The 18,633-nt window shown below is 59.6% G+C and carries 22 protein-coding genes; 14 read left to right on the top strand and 8 right to left on the bottom strand.

All coding sequences use genetic code 11. From position 1 onward, the window contains the following. Positions 1-43: 43 nt before the first annotated feature. Positions 44-970: a site-specific integrase gene (locus ACP7C6_RS05695; RefSeq protein ID WP_323985934.1), complete on the bottom strand. Its 927-nt coding sequence runs from the start codon at positions 968-970 to the stop codon at positions 44-46. A 170-nt stretch (positions 971-1,140) separates the two neighbouring features. Here ACP7C6_RS05695 and ACP7C6_RS05690 point away from each other — a divergent pair, with 170 nt between their 5' ends. Beyond that, the gene (locus tag ACP7C6_RS05690) at positions 1,141-2,148 is read left to right on the top strand and encodes a DNA-binding protein (protein ID WP_311892466.1); all 1,008 of its coding nucleotides are present in this window, start codon (positions 1,141-1,143) and stop codon (positions 2,146-2,148) included. Here ACP7C6_RS05690 and gorA read toward each other — a convergent pair whose 3' ends face one another. Both gorA and galU read right to left on the bottom strand, forming a co-directional pair. After that, positions 2,149-3,507, bottom strand: coding sequence for a glutathione-disulfide reductase (gene gorA / locus ACP7C6_RS05685; RefSeq protein WP_028616216.1), 1,359 nt, complete (start codon positions 3,505-3,507; stop codon positions 2,149-2,151). It abuts the gene before it with no gap. A gap of 105 nt (positions 3,508-3,612) precedes the next feature. After that, positions 3,613-4,452 (bottom strand): UTP--glucose-1-phosphate uridylyltransferase GalU, encoded by an 840-nt coding sequence (gene galU / locus ACP7C6_RS05680; RefSeq protein ID WP_028616217.1) that lies wholly within the window; start codon positions 4,450-4,452, stop codon positions 3,613-3,615. Between the two features lie 310 nt (positions 4,453-4,762). Between galU and ACP7C6_RS05675 the strand changes: the two genes are divergently transcribed. Together ACP7C6_RS05675 and ACP7C6_RS05670 are read left to right on the top strand one after the other, a co-directional pair. Continuing rightward, entirely contained in the window at positions 4,763-4,948 is a 186-nt protein-coding gene (locus ACP7C6_RS05675; RefSeq protein ID WP_426108394.1) for a hypothetical protein, read from the top strand. A gap of 142 nt (positions 4,949-5,090) precedes the next feature. Beyond that, positions 5,091-5,372, top strand: a complete 282-nt coding sequence (locus tag ACP7C6_RS05670; protein WP_016974790.1) for a hypothetical protein — start codon at positions 5,091-5,093, stop codon at positions 5,370-5,372. A gap of 9 nt (positions 5,373-5,381) precedes the next feature. On the opposite strand, the gene ACP7C6_RS05665 is transcribed toward ACP7C6_RS05670, so the two are convergent. The 4 genes from ACP7C6_RS05665 to ACP7C6_RS05650 all read right to left on the bottom strand — a co-directional run bounded on the left by ACP7C6_RS05665 (position 5,382) and on the right by ACP7C6_RS05650 (position 7,777). After that, the gene (locus ACP7C6_RS05665) at positions 5,382-5,612 is read right to left on the bottom strand and encodes a hypothetical protein (RefSeq protein ID WP_426108393.1); all 231 of its coding nucleotides are present in this window, start codon (positions 5,610-5,612) and stop codon (positions 5,382-5,384) included. Positions 5,613-5,688: 76 nt separating this feature from the next. After that, positions 5,689-6,537, bottom strand: coding sequence for a c-type cytochrome (locus ACP7C6_RS05660; protein WP_394365117.1), 849 nt, complete (start codon positions 6,535-6,537; stop codon positions 5,689-5,691). Positions 6,538-6,599: 62 nt separating this feature from the next. Next, positions 6,600-7,247: a c-type cytochrome gene (locus ACP7C6_RS05655; RefSeq protein ID WP_028616221.1), complete on the bottom strand. Its 648-nt coding sequence runs from the start codon at positions 7,245-7,247 to the stop codon at positions 6,600-6,602. Between the two features lie 176 nt (positions 7,248-7,423). After that, positions 7,424-7,777, bottom strand: a complete 354-nt coding sequence (locus tag ACP7C6_RS05650) for a hypothetical protein (RefSeq protein WP_028616222.1) — start codon at positions 7,775-7,777, stop codon at positions 7,424-7,426. 214 nt (positions 7,778-7,991) lie between these two features. Here ACP7C6_RS05650 and ACP7C6_RS05645 point away from each other — a divergent pair, with 214 nt between their 5' ends. From ACP7C6_RS05645 to ada, 4 genes are all read left to right on the top strand, one after another. Further along, the gene (locus ACP7C6_RS05645; RefSeq protein WP_003191319.1) at positions 7,992-8,294 is read left to right on the top strand and encodes a DUF1883 domain-containing protein; all 303 of its coding nucleotides are present in this window, start codon (positions 7,992-7,994) and stop codon (positions 8,292-8,294) included. Positions 8,295-8,319: 25 nt separating this feature from the next. Further along, positions 8,320-8,487, top strand: a complete 168-nt coding sequence (locus ACP7C6_RS05640) for a hypothetical protein (protein ID WP_016974793.1) — start codon at positions 8,320-8,322, stop codon at positions 8,485-8,487. A 4-nt stretch (positions 8,488-8,491) separates the two neighbouring features. Then, a complete protein-coding gene (alkB, locus tag ACP7C6_RS05635; RefSeq protein WP_426108392.1) occupies positions 8,492-9,157 on the top strand; it encodes a DNA oxidative demethylase AlkB in 666 nt (221 codons plus the stop codon). 75 nt (positions 9,158-9,232) lie between these two features. Beyond that, entirely contained in the window at positions 9,233-10,279 is a 1,047-nt protein-coding gene (gene ada, locus ACP7C6_RS05630; protein ID WP_426108391.1) for a bifunctional DNA-binding transcriptional regulator/O6-methylguanine-DNA methyltransferase Ada, read from the top strand. Here ada and ACP7C6_RS05625 read toward each other — a convergent pair. Beyond that, positions 10,276-10,854 (bottom strand): CGNR zinc finger domain-containing protein, encoded by a 579-nt coding sequence (locus ACP7C6_RS05625; protein WP_068933086.1) that lies wholly within the window; start codon positions 10,852-10,854, stop codon positions 10,276-10,278. The genes ada and ACP7C6_RS05625 overlap by 4 nt on opposite strands. 173 nt (positions 10,855-11,027) lie before the next feature. Between ACP7C6_RS05625 and ACP7C6_RS05620 the strand changes: the two genes are divergently transcribed. From ACP7C6_RS05620 to ACP7C6_RS05590, 7 genes are all read left to right on the top strand, one after another. After that, positions 11,028-11,906 carry an alpha/beta fold hydrolase gene (locus tag ACP7C6_RS05620; protein ID WP_204941232.1) on the top strand — a complete coding sequence of 293 codons (879 nt, stop codon included), beginning with the start codon at positions 11,028-11,030 and terminating at the stop codon, positions 11,904-11,906. A gap of 109 nt (positions 11,907-12,015) precedes the next feature. After that, positions 12,016-13,077: an NAD(P)H-dependent flavin oxidoreductase gene (locus ACP7C6_RS05615; RefSeq protein WP_311892482.1), complete on the top strand. Its 1,062-nt coding sequence runs from the start codon at positions 12,016-12,018 to the stop codon at positions 13,075-13,077. Positions 13,078-13,190: 113 nt separating this feature from the next. After that, positions 13,191-13,949 carry a molybdate ABC transporter substrate-binding protein gene (gene modA, locus ACP7C6_RS05610; RefSeq protein ID WP_426108390.1) on the top strand — a complete coding sequence of 253 codons (759 nt, stop codon included), beginning with the start codon at positions 13,191-13,193 and terminating at the stop codon, positions 13,947-13,949. After that, positions 13,950-14,630, top strand: a complete 681-nt coding sequence (gene modB / locus ACP7C6_RS05605) for a molybdate ABC transporter permease subunit (protein ID WP_016974800.1) — start codon at positions 13,950-13,952, stop codon at positions 14,628-14,630. A gap of 5 nt (positions 14,631-14,635) precedes the next feature. Then, the gene (gene modC / locus ACP7C6_RS05600) at positions 14,636-15,715 is read left to right on the top strand and encodes a molybdenum ABC transporter ATP-binding protein (RefSeq protein WP_426108389.1); all 1,080 of its coding nucleotides are present in this window, start codon (positions 14,636-14,638) and stop codon (positions 15,713-15,715) included. 78 nt (positions 15,716-15,793) lie between these two features. Next, a complete protein-coding gene (locus tag ACP7C6_RS05595; protein WP_426108388.1) occupies positions 15,794-16,831 on the top strand; it encodes a DNA topoisomerase IB in 1,038 nt (345 codons plus the stop codon). 124 nt (positions 16,832-16,955) lie between these two features. Beyond that, positions 16,956-18,578: an ATP-binding cassette domain-containing protein gene (locus ACP7C6_RS05590; RefSeq protein WP_426108387.1), complete on the top strand. Its 1,623-nt coding sequence runs from the start codon at positions 16,956-16,958 to the stop codon at positions 18,576-18,578. The last annotated feature ends 55 nt before the right edge of the window (positions 18,579-18,633 follow it).

The raw sequence follows: 18,633 nt of genomic DNA, 5'->3' as shown, positions 1-18,633 counted from the left end.
GATTGGTTTTCCCTATCAGGTGACTGTATTAATAGAAGAAATCTCAAAGCAGCGGTGGCGTCGCCAGAGTCATGCCAAGAAAGGGCGTCGCTTCAACATAGCGCATGGCGGATTTCATGTCGCTCCAGCCGACGTAACTCATCAACGACTTCAAATCCCAACCGCTGCGATGGGCCCACGTGGCAAAGCCCCGGCGCAGTGAGTGGCTGGTGTATTGCTCGGCGGGGATGCCGGCGCGCTTCAGCGCCTGGCGCAGCAGCGGGATCACACTGTTGGGGTGCAACCCCTCCTCCCCCAGGTTGCCCCAGCGATCGATGCCGCGAAACACCGGGCCACGCACCAATGCCGAGGCGCTAAGCCACTCGCTGTAGGCCTGCACCGGGCACAGGCGCAAAAGCGCCGGTGTGTGATAAGTCTTGCCGAGGTTGTCGCGGTCGCTTTTGCTGCGCGGCAGATACAGGCTGATCCCGGTACCAGGCGTCGCTTGCACATGCTCGATCTCGAGCCGACACAGCTCATCGCTGCGAAAGCCTCGCCAGAAACCCAGCAGGATCAATGCAGTGTCGCGCTTGGCGCGCAGTAGCCGAGACACGTCGTGGGCTGCGTCTTTCGCCTCCTTTTCAAGAGAAGCCACCACCTGCTCAAGGTGCTTGAGTTGCAAAGGCTCGGCTTGCTTCTCCTGCGCCGGGTGCACGGCACGAATGCCCTTGAGCACTTTGCGCACCACCGGCGCCTTGGTTGGGTCGGGAAAACCCTGGCTCGTATGCCACTGCGCCAGTGCCGACAGCCGCAGCTTCAGCGTGTTGACCGCCAAGACTCCGGCATGCGCCACCAGATAACGCGCCACGCTGTCGCTGGTCGCGGGCAGGAACCCTCCCCAGCTCACTTCGAAATGCTCGATGGCCGCACGATAACTACGTCGCGTGTTATCGCGTGTGGCGGCGTTGAGGTAACGATCCAGATCGCTCATGAAAGGCCCATTCGTACTGCTGGCAGTTGCTTTGGCGGATTAAATGTCAATGACACGGGATAATACGCCAATATCCCATCTGTTAAATCGTGAATTTAAACGATTTTTTATTTGTGATATAGTATGTATATACATGATACATACCACATTACGAAATCGACGGAGACCCCATGGCTCGCGGCGGCATTAACAAAGCAGTAGTTCAGACGGCACGCCTGGCGATCCTCGCCCGTGGCGAAAACCCCAGCATCGACGCCGTACGCATCGAAATGGGCAATACCGGCTCGAAAACCACGATTCATCGCTATCTGAAGGAGCTGGATGAGAGCGAAAGCCGAGCCACCATCACCGAAGCGCCCATCGACGACGAGCTTGGTGAACTGGTAGCGCGCCTGGCGCAACGCTTGAAGGAGAAAGCCCAGGAGCCTATCGACCTGGCCCTGGCGCAGTTCGAGCAACAGAAAGCCGCCCTGCTCGCCCAACTAGAAGCCCTTGAGGAAGCACACGGCCAACTCAAGCAACAATTTGATATCCAGGCCGCCGCCCTGGCAGAAGAAAGCGCGGCCCTGCAAACCGCCAGTACCAGCCTGCAGACCGAACAAACCCGTAACGCCGGGCTGAGCCAGGCGTGCAGTGATTACGAATTACGGATCAACGATAAGGACGAACAGATTCGCTCGCTGGAAGAAAAGCACCTGCACGCAAGGGATGCCTTGGAGCATTACCGTAATGCGATCAAGGAGCAGCGCGAGCAGGAACAGCGTCGTCACGAAGGGCAACTGCAACAGGTCCAAGCCGAGCTGCGCCAAGCCCAGCAGAGCGCCATGGTGCGCCAGGATGAAATCACCCAACTGCACCGCGACAATGAGCGACTGCTGATTGAACATCGAGTGACATCGAAAGAGTTGACGGCGCTGCAGGAGCAATCCCGCAAAGACCAGGCCCAGCAGCTCAAGCTGAGCGAACAGGTGAGCCTGATTGACAGCGAGCGCACCCTGCTTCAGGAGCGTCTGCGCGTTGCGGTGCTGGAGAGCCAGTCACGCCAGGAAGCGTTGGCTGAACATCAACAATCCAATAAAATCCTGGAATTGGAACTGATCAAAACCCAGGCCAGTATCGAGGCATTGCGCCTGGCAGCCGCCGTTGCGACGGCGCCAGAGGCAACACCCGAGAGCTGATCAGCCTGACACAGGCGTGCGCATGGTGACGAACTCTTCCGCCGCCGTAGGGTGCACACCGATGGTGTCATCGAAATGCTGCTTGGTCGCGCCCGCCTTGAGCGCGATCGCCAAGCCCTGGACGATCTCGCCGGCATCCGGACCGACCATGTGACAACCCAGCACTTGGTCGGTGTCAGCGTCCACCACCAGCTTCATCAGGGTTTTTTCCTGGCATTCAGTCAGGGTCAGCTTCATTGGCCGGAAACGGCTTTCGAAGATCTGCACCTTATGACCCTTCTCTTTCGCTTCCTCTTCGGTCAGGCCAACAGTACCAATGTTCGGCAGACTGAACACCGCCGTCGGAATCATGGCGTAATCCACCGGACGATATTGCTCCGGCTTGAACAGGCGACGCGCCACGGCCATGCCTTCAGCCAACGCAACCGGTGTCAGCTGCACGCGCCCGATTACATCGCCGATGGCCAGGATCGACGACTCAGCGGTCTGATACAGATCATCCACTTCGACGAAGCCACGCTTGTCGAGTTTCACGCCTGTGTTCTCCAGGCCAAGGTTGTCCAGCATCGGACGGCGGCCAGTGGCGTAGAACACACAGTCCGCTTCCAACACGCGGCCGTCTTTCAGCGTGGCCTTGAGGCTGCCATCCGCTTGCTTGTCGATGCGCTCGATGTCTGCATTGAATTGCAGGTCCAGGCCACGCTTGGTCAGCTCTTCCTTCAGGTGCGTACGCACCGAACCGTCAAAACCACGCAGGAACAAGTCACCGCGATACAGCAGGGTTGTCTGTGCACCCAGGCCGTGGAAGATCCCCGCGAACTCGACGGCAATGTAGCCACCACCGACAACCAATACACGCTTGGGCAACTCTTTGAGGAAAAACGCTTCATTGGAACCAATCGCATGTTCACGGCCCGGAATTTCCGGAATCTGCGGCCAGCCACCCGTCGCGATCAGGATGTGTTTGGCGGTAAAGCGCTCGCCGTTGATTTCGACCTGATGCGCATCCACCAGACGAGCGTGTCCCTCATGCAGGGTCACGCCGCTATTGACCAGCAGGTTGCGGTAAATGCCGTTCAGGCGGTTGATCTCACGATCTTTGTTGGCGATCAGGGTGGCCCAATCAAAATTCGCCTCACCCAGCGACCAGCCAAATCCGCTGGCCTGCTCAAAATCTTCGGCAAAGTGTGCGCCGTACACCAACAGTTTCTTCGGCACGCAGCCGACGTTGACGCACGTGCCACCCAGGTAGCGGCTTTCCGCCACGGCCACCTTGGCACCAAAGCCTGCGGCAAAACGCGCCGCACGAACACCGCCGGAACCGGCGCCAATCACATACAGGTCAAAATCGTAGGCCATTTCACTCTCCTCGGCAGAACATCAGCATACCGACTTACATGGGGCTGAAAAACGAAAAAGCCACCCGAAGGTGGCTTTTTTGGACCGGGACGCTTACAGCTTGAATCAGTAAGCCTTGCCAGTCTTGTAGAAGTGCTCGTAGCAGAAGTTGGTCGCTTCGATGTAGCCTTCAGCGCCGCCGCAGTCGAAGCGCTGGCCCTTGAACTTGTAGGCAATCACGCAACCGTCTTTGGCTTGCTTCAACAGGGCGTCGGTGATCTGGATTTCGCCGCCCTTGCCTGGCTCGGTTTCTTCGATCAGCTTGAAGATATCCGGGGTCAGGATGTAACGACCGATGATCGCCAGGTTCGAAGGTGCGTCTTCCGGTGCTGGTTTTTCAACCATGTCACGCACGCGGATCAGGCCATCGCCGATTTCGTCGCCCGCGATCACGCCGTATTTGTTGGTTTCCTGTGGGTCCACTTCCTGGACTGCCACGATGGTGCAACGGTATTTCTTGTACAGATCAACCATCTGTTCCAGAACACCCTTGCCTTCCAGGTTGACGCACAGGTCATCCGCCAGCACCACGGCGAACGGTTCGTCACCGATCAGCGGGCGGCCGGTCAGAATCGCGTGGCCGAGGCCTTTCATCTGGGTCTGACGGGTGTAGGAGAACGAGCACTCGTCCAGCAGCTTGCGGATGCCGACCAGGTATTTTTCCTTGTCGGTGCCCTTGATCTGGTTTTCCAGCTCATAGCTGATGTCGAAGTGGTCTTCCAGCGCGCGCTTACCACGGCCGGTGACGATGGAAATTTCGTTCAGGCCGGCATCCAGTGCCTCTTCGACGCCGTACTGAATCAGTGGCTTGTTCACCACCGGCAGCATCTCTTTGGGCATGGCTTTGGTCGCTGGCAAGAAGCGAGTGCCGTAACCGGCTGCTGGGAACAAGCATTTCTTGATCATATGAGTCCTTACAAAGGGCTGTGCGTACGGAATTCGGCGCAGTCTAATCAGGCCGCAGTCACCTTACAATGGGTCCTGCTGGCGTTGCGATGTCATCATAGAGAAAAAATCTCGGCGTAAGTTCCGCTGGCCTTATGGACCGCGCTCCCACCGCCGCGGCAAAAAACGGCTGCACCTCAATGTTTCAAAGGGCTGCACTCTTTTTAGCACGCTTTTGCAACCGGAACACTGACCTGGAATAACTTGCGCTGAATCGCTGCATTTGGCGCTATCATAAGGCCCTTGAACCACACCACGAGATACTTGATAGATGTCAGAACCAAAAGGCGTGAACGGCTACCTGATCACACAGCAAGCGGACGGTTGGCACTTGATCAACTTCCACGGTGACAGCGTCGCCGGGGTATTCCCGACCGAAAGCCAGGCTATCGCGGTAGCTGAGGTGTTTGTGGATGAAGCGGGCCACGCATCGAGCAAGCGGCCGAAGGGCAAGTAATCGTCCAAGCGCTGCGCAAAAGCCCCGTTTGACCGGGGCTTTTTTGTGTTTGTCTGTACGTACATGGCAGTTCGCTATAATCTCGCCGAAACGCCCCACGACAGTGTCAGCGCCCTTCCAACACCCTCGATGATGAACACACATGAACAAGATTCTGGCACTGACTGCGGTACTGGCACTCGCCGGCTGCACCACCACTTCTGACGTCTACCTGAAAAACGGTGAACAAGGTCTGACCATCGATTGCTCAGGCGAAGCCAATTCCTGGGCCAGCTGCTACGAAAAGGCTGACGCCTCGTGTGCCGGTACCGGCTACCGCATCGTCGGTACCGAAGGCACGCCGTCGCTCAAGGAAAGCGACAAGACCCTGGGGCAGGACGTGGGTAACTACAAGAGTCGCAGTGTAGTGGTGGTCTGCAAATAAGCTTGAGGCTTACAACTGAATATCGGCAAACTTGATGCCCAGGCTGCGGATGGTCTCCACCAGGTCATCCAGGCGCGCGAACGACTCGACTTCATCCTGATCGTCCACCAGGAAAAAACTGCGGCCGCCGCTTTTCTTGAAGAATACGATCCACTCCCCAAGATCGGCAGGGTTCTGGATGATTTGAGTGGCCGATATCTGGCCTTCGGCCTGGCGAGCCCTGACGTGTTCACGCTTCATGAAAGACTTCCCAAAAAGGCAGATGCCGCACAAACCGAGGGTTTGCGCGGCATTTTTGCATTGATCGGGTAACAGTTTAACGGATGCCCTGCCCGATCAGCACGCCTTCTACGTTTTGGCCGTAGAGATTGACGCCATCGTTGGCGTGGAACTTGACCCGGGTTTTCTCCACAGAACCGTCAACCAATCGCGGATCCTGCGGCCGTTCATGGCTGTTGACATAGGCTGCAACGTCCCAGGCTTGCTGGTCGCTCAAGCTGCCGCCCTTGCCCAGCGGCATGTTGTGTTTGATGAAGGACGCCGCCGTATTGATGCGGTGCATGCCGGCGCCCCAATTGTAGGAATCCTTGCCCCACAGGGGTGGCATCACATAGTGCTCACCGACCTTTTGGCCCTGCCCTTCGCCGCCGTGGCAGACCGCGCACTGCTCCTGGTACACCTGGGCACCCTGAGCCAGGTTATAACCCTTGGCCGGTTGCGCAACGTCTGGGTAGCCACGACCAGGCAGCTCGACACCCAGCGGTGCCTTGCTCGCCAGCCAGTAGGCATACACCGAAAGCGCGGCGATCTCAGAGCTGTCTGCGGCCGGGGGTGTGCCGCCGTTCATACTGAACTGGAAACAGCCCTGCAATCGCTCGGCAAAGGTATTGACCTTGTCGTTTTTCTTCCGATAGGCCGGGTACATCGGGTACGCAGCCCACAGTGGCGCCGAGTTGGCGAGACGACCCTGGTCCAGGTGGCAGTTGCTGCAGTTGAGTCCGTTACCGACATATTTCGGTGCCAGCCGCTGAGTATCCACGAACAACGCATACCCCTCTCTCACCAGCTTGCCGTAAGCATTGTCGGGCAGTTCGCTCTCTTGAGGCGGCCGGAATTGGCTGACCGCAGCGTGGCTGGCGGGTTGCAACTGTGATTGGTCTTCCATGGCGATCGTGGCGGCGTTAGCCGAGGGAACAGCCAATAGGCCCAAGGCTAATATCAACGGACTCATGGCTTGGCCTCCAGTTTCAGCGAAGCGAAATACTGGGCCACACCCTGCACTTCTTCTGCCGTGAGGGACTTAGCGATGTGCCCCATCAAGTCATTCGGATCGTTGTGGCGGGTGCCATTTTGCCAAGCCATCAATTGCGCTGCCAGGTAAGCGGCGGGTTGGCCGGCCAGGGGCGGGAATGCGTCACCGAGCCCCGTCCCTGCTGGGCCATGACAACTGGCACAGGCCGGAATCTGCCGTTCCCAGGCGCCTTGTTGTGCGAGCTTTTGTGCAGCATTGAGCGGCATATCGCCGCGATAGACCGCCTGTGGAACAGGCCCCGGCATTGCCGCCAGCGCCTGACTGACCGCCTCGATTTCAGCGTCCGTGAGCGCGTTCGCCACCGGCTGCATCACGGGATTTGAACGGCTGCCACCTTTGAAATCCTCCAGTTGTTTACGCACATACGGCGCGGGCAAACCCGCTAACCGGGGAAAGCCTGCTGCGGCCATCCCCGCGCCATCGGCACCATGACAGGCTACACACGGCATGGCACCCGGCTGCGAACCGCCCTCGGCAAAGATCTTCCTCCCCTCCAGCGCGTGGGCATTGCCCAATAGCAACATCAGCGCACTGCCCATCAGTACTCGTTCCAGAGACATCATCACGGCTCCATTTTATAGTTATATGCTTAGACTCTTACGGCATAAGCCTACAAATGGTAGGGGAATGACCCCCTCGCGACAACTCCAAAAACGCAGCACAAAAAAAAGCCTGGCTTTACGCATACGCGGCCAGGCTTTTTTATCGGATTGGAAGTCGCTGGGTTGAGCAGGCCAGATCAGCCGGAAATGCAGTCCTCGCCGGCCTTCTTCACGTCACCCGGACGGATCGGCACATTGGACATGCTCTCGTAAAGCTTGATGCTACTGCCACTGGAGCGCTCATCGATCTCGAAGATCGCCGAAGGATCGGCCGAGAATTTCTGCGGCACAATCACCTGCACACCGCCGTCCTTATGCGGTTCGATCTGCGGCGGCCGGCGAGTCGCCGACAGCTTCTGTACCACACACGCAGCGTATTCCTTCGGTTTTTTACCGGAAATCACTGCCAAGGTCGGAGGGGTCTGCTTGATATCTGCAACCGAAGCACACCCACCAATCGCCAGGGCCAGAACCAACACACTCCATTTCATACTAAAACCTCCGATAAAGACCCTACGACAGCGGAGATGGTAATTTTCTCCCGCCCAAGTAGGATTTATCCCTGATAACTCGGTAAATAACTGTTTTAAATTGTCGACGTCGTTGAAGACGGGCCGATAATAAACACGCTGGGGCTGATAAACTCCATCTTAACCTACGTATCGTTCTGATTTTTCAGAAAAAGCCCTTCTGGAGTCTCCACCCATGAAATTCATCCACCAGCGTGAGCACCTCAACGAGGGCGACATTGTCGTCATCGAATGCTCTCAGACTTGTAATATCCGTCTGATGAGCGATGCGAATTTTCGCAGCTTCAAGAATGGCGGCCGTCACACCTATCACGGCGGCGCCTTCGACAAGTTCCCCGCCAAAATCACTGCGCCGAGCACCGGGTTCTGGAACATCACGCTGGACGTAGTCACGCGTCGCGCAATCAGCGTCACCCGCAAACCCGCGTTGTCCCACAAGATCCGCATTGTGCGTCGTACCAGCTCCAAGCTGAGCTGATCCGCACACTTCACAGGAAATAGTCGTGAACACCACTACCAAATACGTGATCAAGTACAAGCTCAACGGCGAACGCCGCTTTGAGTTCGCCCAGCTGCAGACCAATAGCGTGGAAGAAGCCAAGCAAGCCCTGGCGAAAATTCACGATGCCAGTGATGAAATCACCGACATCAATGTGAGCAAGGCGCTGTAAGCCGATGCCCGGCCCCACCGCTGACCTGTTCGCCGACGACGCCCTGCAACAACCCGCAGGGCGTGAGCAAATTGGCGAACAGTCCTACGTATTAAAGGGCTACGCCCTGCCCTGGATTGAGCGCCTCCTGCCGGAGCTGCGGCGGGTGCTGGCTCAATCACCGTTTCGACAAATGGTCACACCCGGCGGCTTTACCATGTCGGCGGCATTGAGCAGTTGCGGAGACCTGGGCTGGACCACTGACACGTCCGGCTACCGCTACTCGCCACTCGACCCGCGCAGCCAGCAGCCGTGGCCGAAGATGCCAGATGTCTTGCGTCAATTGGCGGTGCACGCGGCGGCAGAGGCGGGTTTTCCCGACTTTGCCCCTGATGCCTGCCTGATCAACCGCTATGTGCCCGGCGCCAAAATGTCCCTGCACCAGGACAAAAACGAACGCCGCTATAGCGAACCGGTTGTATCTGTGTCGCTTGGCCTGCCGGCGATTTTCCTGTTTGGTGGACACGAACGCAGTGACAAAACCCGGAAAGTCTCACTGTTTCATGGCGACGTAGTGGTCTGGGGCGGCGTGGATCGCCTGCGCTTCCACGGAGTGATGCCGATCAAGGACGGTGTGCATCCGGTCATGGGGCCGCAACGCATCAACCTCACGTTTCGCACTGCCGGTTGATTTGACCGCAAGCTTCAGAGTGCCAGGTAGGCGCGGCGCGATTAATCTGAACGGAATCCGTCAGGAGTGCCAAGCATGACAACCGAACAGGACCCACGCTGGGCGGCGATCCTCGCCCGCGACCCCAAGGCTGATGCGCTGTTCGTCTACGGCGTGAAGACCACTGGCGTGTACTGTCGCCCCAGCAGCGCCTCACGTTTACCGCGCCCGGAAAACATCGAGTTCTTCGACACCCCGGTGCAGGCCGAAGCCGCCGGTTATCGCGCCAGCAAACGTGCAGCGGGAGACCAGACTCTGCTGGTTGCGCACCACGCGCAATTGGTGGCGCAAGCTTGCCGACATATCGAACAAGCCGAGACGTCGCCCAGCCTGAATGCGCTGGCCGCCCAGGCCAACCTGAGCCCTTTCCACTTTCACCGCGTGTTCAAAACCGTCACCGGCCTGACGCCTAAGGGCTATGCCACCGCGCACCGTTCGCGCAAGGTGCGCGATGGGCTCAAAAGCTCGCACTCGGTGACGAACGCGTTGTATGACGCCGGCTTCAACTCCAATAGCCGCTTTTATGAATCGGCTGACCAGCTTCTCGGCATGAAACCCAGCGACTACAAAGCTGGCGGCACTAACACGGCGATCTTGTTCGCTGTCGGGCAGTGTTCACTGGGGGCGATCCTGGTGGCGCAGAGCGCCCGTGGCGTCTGCGCGATTCTGCTGGGGGAGGATCCCGGCCAATTGGTGCGCGATCTGCAGGATCAGTTTCCCAAGGCCGAACTGGTAGGCGCCGACCAGCGCTTCGAGCAGTTGGTGGCACAGGTCGTGGGGTTTATCGAAGCACCTGCGCTCGGCCTGGACCTGCCCCTGGATCTGCGCGGCACGGCATTTCAGGAGCGGGTGTGGCAAGCCTTGCGCGAAATTCCAGCGGGGAGCACGGCCAGTTACGCGCAGATCGCAGAGCGCATTGGCGCGCCGAAATCGTTCCGCGCGGTGGCTCAAGCGTGTGGCGCGAACAGCCTCGCGGTCGCCATTCCCTGCCATCGTGTGGTGCGCAGCAACGGCGACCTGTCGGGCTATCGTTGGGGCGTGGAACGTAAGCAGCAGTTGCTGGAGCGTGAGCGCAAGGGTTAACCCAGCTTGCGCTTGCGAAACTCGGCGACTTTATGCCGGTTGCCACACAGCGCCATGCTGCACCAACGGCGCTTATGGGCCTTGGTGCGATCGTAGAACCACAACACGCATTCCGGATGTTCGCAGGTGCGGATCAGGTTGAAATCCCCGTCCACCAACAACCGCGCTGCGGCTTCAGCAATCATCGAGAAAAATTGCTCCGGGGTTTGCAGCTTGCGCTGACGCTCAACGCGTAGTTCCCCCGACGCCGGCCAAGCCAACTGCGGATGGCTGACGGCCTTGCGCAAAAAGCCATTCAGTGCGGCTGGATCGCCTTGCGCTCCTTCCTTGCGCGCTTCCAGCAATACACGGATCACCTCGCGCAACTCCCGGCCCACCCGGAGCAATGCGCCCGCTTCAAACACAGGCACCTGCCCCTCCTCAACCCACCCCAGGCGCACCAGCCAACGTTCGACGTCGGCATCGGACTGCCAGAAGTCATGCGGTTGGGCGTCGACATTGGCGCGCGTGTTGAGCATGTCCAGCACCGGGTCGTCGGCGAGTACATAAGGTTCAAGGGAGGCTGGGATAGTCATGGTCATTCCTCGTCAGGGCGTCGACATAGTAACCGCTATCTAGCCACTTGGATAGTTACACAAAATTAATATGAAACCGTTATAAATAGTTTGACAGGTTACTTTTTTCGGCACAGCCTTTGAAGGCGGTAACCAGTATATCAATCCAATCAAGTTACAAATGTACCCTCATCATGACCCTTCCAAGCTCCGTCGTTCACTACCGCCATGTCGATGCCGACGGCGTACGCATGTTCTACCGCGAAGCCGGTGACCCCTCGGCGCCGGTCATGTTGCTGCTGCACGGTTTCCCCAGTTCGTCGCATATGTACCGCGACCTGATCCCGTTGCTCGCTACGCGCTTTCGGGTGATCGCACCGGATTTGCCGGGTTTCGGTTTTACCGAGGTGCCTGCCGAGCGCGACTACCACTACAGCTTCGATAACCTGGCGATCACCGTCGGACATTTTGTCGATGCGCTGGAATTGACGCGTTACGCGCTGTACGTCTTCGACTATGGCGCACCAGTAGGTCTACGCCTGGCAGTGGCGCACCCGGAACGGGTCAGCGCGCTGATCTCGCAAAACGGTAACGCCTACCTGGAAGGTCTGGGGGACGCCTGGGCACCGATTCGCGCCTACTGGGCCGAACCAAGCCAGGCCAACCGCGAGGTGATCCGCAATGCGGTAATCAGCCTGGAAGGCACGCGCTACCAGTACCTGCACGGCGTGAATCAGCCCGAGTTGGTGGCACCGGAGTCCTACATGCTCGACGTACTGCTCATGCAGCGACCCGGCAATGACGAGATCCAGTTGGACCTGTTCCTCGACTACCGCAACAACCTGACGCTGTACCCGGCGTTCCAGGCCTTCTTCAAGGCCAAGCAAGTGCCAACACTGGTGATCTGGGGCCAGAACGATCCGTTCTTCATCCCGCCAGGTGCACACGCCTATCAAGCCGACAACCCAAACGCGGTGGTGGAACTGCTCGACACCGGCCACTTCGCCCTGGAAACCCATGCGGCCCATATCGCCGAGCGGATTCACGCGGTGCTGGGAGACGCCTTCAACTAATGGCACATCACGAAACGTGCCGCTCGTCCAGTGAATAAAACAGAGTGGCCGGGTGTCATGGGCCCTGCTAAAACAGGGCAAAGCCTCACTAACGCTGGAGAGACATCCCATGAGCACCTGGCCAGACACCCGCATTATCGATCTGCTGGGGATCGAACTGCCCATCATCCAGGCGCCCATGGCCGTGGGCACCACCACGGCCATGGTCATCGAGGCCAATAGAGCTGGCGCGCTGGGCTCATTGCCGGCGGCCGCACTGAGTCTCGCGCAACTGCGCGAAGCGCTGGCCGCTATCCGTGAGGCCAGCCCACGCCCGATCAACGTCAATTTCTTCTGCCACCAGCCGCCAGCCCCCGACGCAGCGCGTGATCGGCGCTGGAAGGACTTGCTGGAACCCTACTACCGTGAATTGGGTGCCGATTTTGAGGCGCCGACGCCCGTGTCCAACCGCGAACCGTTTAATGAAGCGGCTTGCCAAGTCATCGAGGAATTCCGTCCCGAAGTCGTCAGTTTTCACTTCGGCCTGCCAGAAAAAGCCCTGTTGGATCGGGTAAAAGCCACGGGTGCGAAAGTGCTGTCCTCGGCCACCACCGTGGAAGAAGCAATCTGGCTGGAGCAGCACGGCTGCGACGCGATCATCGCCATGGGCAGTGAAGCGGGCGGGCATCGTGGCTTGTTTCTCAGCGATGACCTCAATACCCAGATCGGCCTGTTCGCCCTGCTGCCGCAAGTGGTCGACGCCGTCAGCGTGCCGGTGATTGCCGCCGGCGGGATCGGGGATGCACGCGGGATAGTCGCGGCCTTTGCCCTGGGCGCCTCGGCGGTACAGATGGGCACGGCTTACCTGTTTACGCCTGAAGCCAATGTCACGCCTTCGCACCACCACGCATTGCGCCATGCCCAGGCCAGCGAAACCGCGCTGACCAACCTGTTTACCGGTCGTCCGGCACGGGGCATCGTCAACCGGGTCATGCGGGAGTTGGGTGCAATCAACCCAGCCGCCCCGGCATTCCCGACCTCCGGCGGCGCATTGATCCCGCTCAAGGCCAAGGATGAAGCAGGTTTCAGCAATTTGTGGTCCGGCCAGGCGCTGCGCCTGGGCAAAGACACCACCACCTATGACCTGACGCGCGAACTGGCGGAGCAGGCCTTGGCCAAACTCAACCCGTAGAACCTGTGGCAACTTTGCACTGTACCGGCAATGGCCAACCGCTATATATTCCCATACATAGCGGTTAAGCCTTCTACCTATAACAAGCCGTACACACTCAGAGGAGCTGCTTCATGAAGATTCACGCCTCACGCCTGGCCATCCTGGTCGCTGCCCTCGCCTTCGGTTCGGCCCATGCCGATGAAGTCCAGGTGGCCGTCGCCGCCAACTTCACCGCACCGATCCAGGCGATTGCCGCCGACTTCGAAAAAGATACCGGCCACAAACTGGTCGCAGCCTACGGTGCCACCGGCCAGTTCTACACCCAGATCAAGAATGGCGCGCCGTTCGAAGTCTTCCTGAGCGCCGACGACACTACCCCGCAAAAGCTCGAAACCGAAGGCGACACCGTCAAAGGCTCGCGCTTCACCTACGCTGTTGGCACCCTGGCGTTGTGGTCCGCCAAGGAAGGTTACGTCGACGCCAGAGGTGAAGTGTTGAAGAAAAACGAATTCAAGCACCTGTCGATCGCCAACCCGAAAGCTGCACCTTACGGCCTCGCCGCCACCCAAGTGCTGGCCAAGGAAGGTCTGACCGAGAAGGTCAAAGACAAGATCGTCGAAGGCCAGAACATCACCCAGGCCTACCAGTTCGTGTCCACCGGCAACGCAGAGCTGGGCTTTGTGGCCTTGTCGCAGATCTACAAAGACGGCAAAGTCACCAGCGGTTCGGCGTGGATCGTTCCCGCCGCCATGCATGACCCGATCAAACAGGACGCGGTGATCCTCAACAAGGGCAAGGACAGCGCCGCTGCCAAGGCGCTGGTCGACTACCTCAAGGGGCCTAAAGCCGCTGCCGTCATCAAGTCCTATGGTTACGAGCTGGCTAAGTAAATGCCGTTATCGAGTGCCGATTTTTCCGCCATCTGGTTGACCATCAAGCTGGCGTCACTGACTACCGTGATCCTGCTGATCATCGGCACTCCGATTGCCCTGTGGTTGTCACGCACCCGTTCCTGGTGGCGCGGCCCCATTGGCGCCATCGTCGCTCTGCCGTTGGTGCTGCCACCGACGGTGATCGGTTTTTACCTGCTGTTGACCATGGGGCCCAATGGCTACTTCGGGCAGTTCACCCAATGGCTGGGCCTGGGCACCCTCACCTTCAGCTTCGCCGGGTTGGTCATTGGCTCGGTGATCTATTCGATGCCGTTTGTGGTGCAGCCGTTGCAAAACGCCTTCTCCGCCATCGGCACACGCCCGCTGGAAGTGGCCGCAACCTTGCGTGCCAATCCTTGGGACACGTTCTTCACCGTCATTTTGCCCCTGGCGCGGCCAGGGTTTATCACCGCCTCCATCCTGGGTTTTGCGCATACCGTCGGTGAGTTCGGCGTGGTGCTGATGATTGGCGGCAATATCCCGGACAAGACCCGGGTGGTGTCCGTGCAGATCTACGACCATGTGGAAGCCATGGAGTATGCCCAGGCCCATTGGCTGGCCGGCTCCATGGTGGTGTTCGCGTTCCTGGTGTTGCTGGCGCTGTATTCCAGCCGTAAAACCAAGATGGGCTGGAGTTGATGTCGATGATTGATATACGTCTGCAACTCAAGTATTCGGGTTTTGCCCTGGAGGTCGACCTGCACTTGCCCGGTCGCGGTGTGACGGCGCTGTACGGGCATTCCGGTTCCGGCAAGACCACCTGCCTGCGCTGTATCGCCGGGCTGGAGCGCGCCGAAGACGGCTTTGTCCAGATCAATGATGAAGTCTGGCAAGACAGCCGCAACGGATTGTTCGTACCGCCCCATAAACGCGGCCTGGGCTACGTGTTTCAGGAGGCCAGCCTGTTCCCGCATCTGTCGGTGCGGGCCAACCTGGAGTTCGGCCTCAAGCGCATTCCCCGTGAGCAACGCCGTGTGGATATGGCCCATGCCACCGAATTGCTAGGCATCGGCCACCTGCTCGACCGCCATCCCCAGCACCTTTCCGGCGGTGAGCGCCAGCGCATCGGCATCGCCCGCGCCTTGCTCACCAGCCCCCGTCTGTTGTTGATGGATGAACCCCTGGCCGCCCTCGATAGCCAGCGCAAAAGCGAGATCCTGCCGTACCTCGAACGCCTGCACGATGAACTGGATATCCCGGTGCTGTATGTCAGCCATGCCCAGGATGAAGTGGCGCGCCTGGCCGACCACATCGTCTTGCTCAGCGACGGCAAGGCGCTGGCCAGCGGCCCCATCGGCGAAACCCTGGCGCGGCTCGACCTGCCCCTGGCGCTGGGTGACGATGCCGGCGTGGTGATCAACGGCGCGGTCAGTGCCTATGACGATCACTATCAGTTGCTCACCCTGCAACTGCCCGCCAGCGCCTTGCACATGCGTGTAGCCCATGCGCCGTTGGCGGTGGGCAAAGCGTTGCGTATCAAGGTGCAGGCGCGGGATGTGAGCCTCAGCCTGCAAGCGGAGGAACACAGCAGCATCCTCAACCGCCTGCCGGTTATGGTCACGCAAGAGATTTCGGCAGACAACAGCGCGCATGTGCTGGTGCGCCTGGACGCGGGTGGCACGCCGTTGCTGGCGCGCATCACGCGTTTCTCCCGCGACCAACTGCAACTCCACCCCGGCCAGAGACTCTGGGCACAGATCAAGGCCGTCGCGGTGTTGGCGTAAGCAACCTTTTGGCACGACCGCACACCGCTGCGGTCCATCAGACATACCGGCCTGATTTGTTGCCAAGGAACCCGCCCCATGTCCGACTCTGCGCTGCCCCGCGACCTGCATTACGTTGACGACACCCAGCCCGGCATCCGCCGCAAGACGCTGCGCGGCAAGTTCCAGTATTTCGACCCCAAGGGCGAACGCATCACGGATGCCGACGAGATCAAGCGCCTCAACGCCCTTGCCGTCCCGCCGGCCTACACCGATGTGTGGATCTGCGCCGACCCGCGCGGCCATCTGCAAGCTACCGGCCGCGATGCACGCGGGCGCAAACAGTATCGCTATCACGCGCGTTGGCGCGAAGTACGGGACACGGACAAGTATTCGCGGCTGCAGGAATTCGGCAGTGCACTGCCGAAATTGCGCAAACAGCTCGAAGCGCAAATAGCCGAGCCCGGATTTACCCGCGAAAAGGTGCTGGCCACCGTGGTGACGCTGCTGGACGCTACGCTGATCCGCGTCGGTAATACCCAGTATGCCCGCGACAACAAGTCCTATGGGCTGACCACCCTGCGCACCCGTCATGTGGATGTAAAAGGCAGCGAAATCAAGTTCCAGTTTCGCGGCAAGAGCGGCGTCGAGCACCAAATCAGCGTTAAGGACCGGCGACTGGCGACAGTGGTCAAACGCTGCCTGGAATTGCCGGGCCAGAACCTGTTCCAGTACCTGGATAAGGATGGTGAGCGGCACACCGTCAGCTCCCAAGACGTGAATGATTACCTGCACAAACTCACCGGTGCCGACTTCACCGCCAAGGATTACCGCACCTGGGCCGGCACCGCCATGGCGTTGGCCGTGTTGCGGGAACTGGAGTGGCAGCCCGAATCCGATGCCAAAAGGCATGTTGTATCGATGGTCAAGGATGTCGCCAAGCAGTTGGGTAACACCCCGGCGGTGTGCCGCAAGTGTTACATCCACCCTGCCGTGCTGGAGCATTTCAGCCTCGGCGAACTCTCCAAGTTGCCCAAGCCGCGCCTGCGCAAAGGGCTCAAGGCCGAAGAAGTGGCCTTGGCGATGTTTCTTGAGCAATTGGCGGCGGACTTGCCGAAAAAAGCCAAGACGGGTTAGGCTTTGCCTCCCTTCTGATCCACAGGGCGACCGCCGACGTGAACCACTAAGCCTTCCAAAATGTATCTGCAACGAGCCGCCTGGCGCGCTTGTTGGCCTGTCCGACATTTTTTTGGAGGTGCTGATGACTGACGTCAACCGGCTGCCCGTCCTTGTTTCCCTGCAACACCTGAGCTTCCAGTTCGCCAATGGCGAAACCCTGCTGGATGACTTGACCCTGTCCATCGATCACACACCTACCGGCATTGTGGGGCGCAATGGTCGAGGTAAAAGCATTCTCGCCCGCTTGATCGCTGGGCTGCTGGCGCCCTCCTCTGGCTCGCTGAATGGCCCAGGCCGAGTGATCTACGTTGCGCAGAGCATCGCGGTTGCGCCAGGGGAAACGGTCGCCGATCTCACCGGCACCGCAGAGATATTGGCAGCCCTTGAACGCATGACCCGAGGCGCCGCACAGGTCGAAGACCTGGAATTGATCGACGACCGCTGGGACCTGGCCGAACGCTTGCGCAGTGCCTTGGACGGCGCGGGGCTGTGGCAGCTGGCTTCTGATACCCCGGCCGACCAACTCAGCGGCGGCCAGTTGGCCAGGGTCGCTATCATCGGCGCGCTGCTGGCCGCGCCGCCGCTGCTGGTGCTCGATGAACCTACCAACCACCTCGACAGCGAAGGCCGCGCCTGGCTGCTTCGTATGCTCAGCGCTTGGCGTGGTGGCCTGGTGGTGGTCAGCCATGATCGGCAATTGCTCAACGCCATGGCGCGCATCATTGAACTGTCGCCCCTGGGCGTAAACGTCTATGGCGGCAACTACGAGGCCTATCGCCTGCAGCGTGATGCCGAACAACAGGCCGCCATCGCCGCGCAGGACCATGCACGCCTGGAGCGCAGCCGCGAACGGCGGCGCCTGCAAAAGGAACACGACAGCCTGCAACGCAACGCCGCGCGCTCACGCAAGCATGCGGAAACCGCCAACGTCGACCGTTTCACCAAGGCGCGCTGGAAAGGCGCCGCCACGGAAATCGTCAGCACCGTGCGCAGCGCGCATTGGCAACATAAACACGAACTGGATACCCAGGTGCGCCAGGCTTATGAACGGGTCGAAGAAGAAACGCCGACGCTGTTGGCATTGCCCGCATCAGCGGTGCCCAACGGGAGGCAGGTGTTGTCGTTGGTGGACGCACAGTTGCCGTGGCTGCCGTCGACCTGTCTGAATGTGCATCTCGCAGGTCCGGTGCGCGTTGCCGTACGTGGGCCGAACGGCTGCGGCAAGTCCACGTTGCTGAAGGTACTGGCCGGTAAATGGCAGGTCGTCGCGGGTAAATGCAAGGTGCATCTGCCCTGCGCCTACATTGATCAGCACCTTGCGCTGCTGGACGATCAGCGCTCCATCGTCGAACAACTCAACCTGCTCGACACCCCCCTGGCCGAAGCCGAATTGCGTACACGCCTGGCTTTGCTGCAACTGGATGCCTTGCGCGTCACCCAACCCACCGGGCAACTCAGCGGTGGCGAACGCTTGAAGGCCGCGATGGCAATTGCCTTGTGGCGCGAAGTGCCGGCGCAACTGCTGTTACTGGACGAACCGACCAACCACTTGGACCTGGAGTCGGTGATGGCTTTCGAGCAGGCGCTGCAAGGTTTCAACGGGGCAATGCTGGTGGTCTCCCATGACGCGGCGTTCATTCTATCGATCAAGCCCACCCATTTCCTGGATTGGCACCACACAGGTTGGTCGTTGGAAGCTGTCTGAGGTCATTGCACGCGCGCTGAAAGCGTCCTACGGTAGTGGCCGGATAATCTCACCG

The sequence above is a fragment of the Pseudomonas sp. TWR1-1-4 genome, from assembly GCF_049897165.1.
In the GTDB taxonomy this organism is placed as follows: domain Bacteria; phylum Pseudomonadota; class Gammaproteobacteria; order Pseudomonadales; family Pseudomonadaceae; genus Aquipseudomonas; species Aquipseudomonas canadensis.
Note: the sequence above shows the minus strand (reverse complement) of the source record. Positions and strands in the feature narration are given on the sequence as shown.

What these genes read in the sequence shown, in the direction of transcription:
- ACP7C6_RS05695 (WP_323985934.1), bottom strand. Translation starts at nt 970, where the DNA reads ATGAGCGATCTGGATCGTTACCTCAACGCCGCCACACGCGATAACACG.
- ACP7C6_RS05690 (WP_311892466.1), top strand. Translation starts at nt 1,141, where the DNA reads ATGGCTCGCGGCGGCATTAACAAAGCAGTAGTTCAGACGGCACGCCTG.
- gorA (WP_028616216.1), bottom strand. Translation starts at nt 3,507, where the DNA reads ATGGCCTACGATTTTGACCTGTATGTGATTGGCGCCGGTTCCGGCGGT.
- galU (WP_028616217.1), bottom strand. Translation starts at nt 4,452, where the DNA reads ATGATCAAGAAATGCTTGTTCCCAGCAGCCGGTTACGGCACTCGCTTC.
- ACP7C6_RS05675 (WP_426108394.1), top strand. Translation starts at nt 4,763, where the DNA reads ATGTCAGAACCAAAAGGCGTGAACGGCTACCTGATCACACAGCAAGCG.
- ACP7C6_RS05670 (WP_016974790.1), top strand. Translation starts at nt 5,091, where the DNA reads ATGAACAAGATTCTGGCACTGACTGCGGTACTGGCACTCGCCGGCTGC.
- ACP7C6_RS05665 (WP_426108393.1), bottom strand. Translation starts at nt 5,612, where the DNA reads ATGAAGCGTGAACACGTCAGGGCTCGCCAGGCCGAAGGCCAGATATCG.
- ACP7C6_RS05660 (WP_394365117.1), bottom strand. Translation starts at nt 6,537, where the DNA reads ATGGAAGACCAATCACAGTTGCAACCCGCCAGCCACGCTGCGGTCAGC.
- ACP7C6_RS05655 (WP_028616221.1), bottom strand. Translation starts at nt 7,247, where the DNA reads ATGATGTCTCTGGAACGAGTACTGATGGGCAGTGCGCTGATGTTGCTA.
- ACP7C6_RS05650 (WP_028616222.1), bottom strand. Translation starts at nt 7,777, where the DNA reads ATGAAATGGAGTGTGTTGGTTCTGGCCCTGGCGATTGGTGGGTGTGCT.
- ACP7C6_RS05645 (WP_003191319.1), top strand. Translation starts at nt 7,992, where the DNA reads ATGAAATTCATCCACCAGCGTGAGCACCTCAACGAGGGCGACATTGTC.
- alkB (WP_426108392.1), top strand. Translation starts at nt 8,492, where the DNA reads ATGCCCGGCCCCACCGCTGACCTGTTCGCCGACGACGCCCTGCAACAA.
- ada (WP_426108391.1), top strand. Translation starts at nt 9,233, where the DNA reads ATGACAACCGAACAGGACCCACGCTGGGCGGCGATCCTCGCCCGCGAC.
- ACP7C6_RS05625 (WP_068933086.1), bottom strand. Translation starts at nt 10,854, where the DNA reads ATGACTATCCCAGCCTCCCTTGAACCTTATGTACTCGCCGACGACCCG.
- ACP7C6_RS05620 (WP_204941232.1), top strand. Translation starts at nt 11,028, where the DNA reads ATGACCCTTCCAAGCTCCGTCGTTCACTACCGCCATGTCGATGCCGAC.
- ACP7C6_RS05615 (WP_311892482.1), top strand. Translation starts at nt 12,016, where the DNA reads ATGAGCACCTGGCCAGACACCCGCATTATCGATCTGCTGGGGATCGAA.
- modA (WP_426108390.1), top strand. Translation starts at nt 13,191, where the DNA reads ATGAAGATTCACGCCTCACGCCTGGCCATCCTGGTCGCTGCCCTCGCC.
- modB (WP_016974800.1), top strand. Translation starts at nt 13,950, where the DNA reads ATGCCGTTATCGAGTGCCGATTTTTCCGCCATCTGGTTGACCATCAAG.
- modC (WP_426108389.1), top strand. Translation starts at nt 14,636, where the DNA reads ATGATTGATATACGTCTGCAACTCAAGTATTCGGGTTTTGCCCTGGAG.
- ACP7C6_RS05595 (WP_426108388.1), top strand. Translation starts at nt 15,794, where the DNA reads ATGTCCGACTCTGCGCTGCCCCGCGACCTGCATTACGTTGACGACACC.
- ACP7C6_RS05590 (WP_426108387.1), top strand. Translation starts at nt 16,956, where the DNA reads ATGACTGACGTCAACCGGCTGCCCGTCCTTGTTTCCCTGCAACACCTG.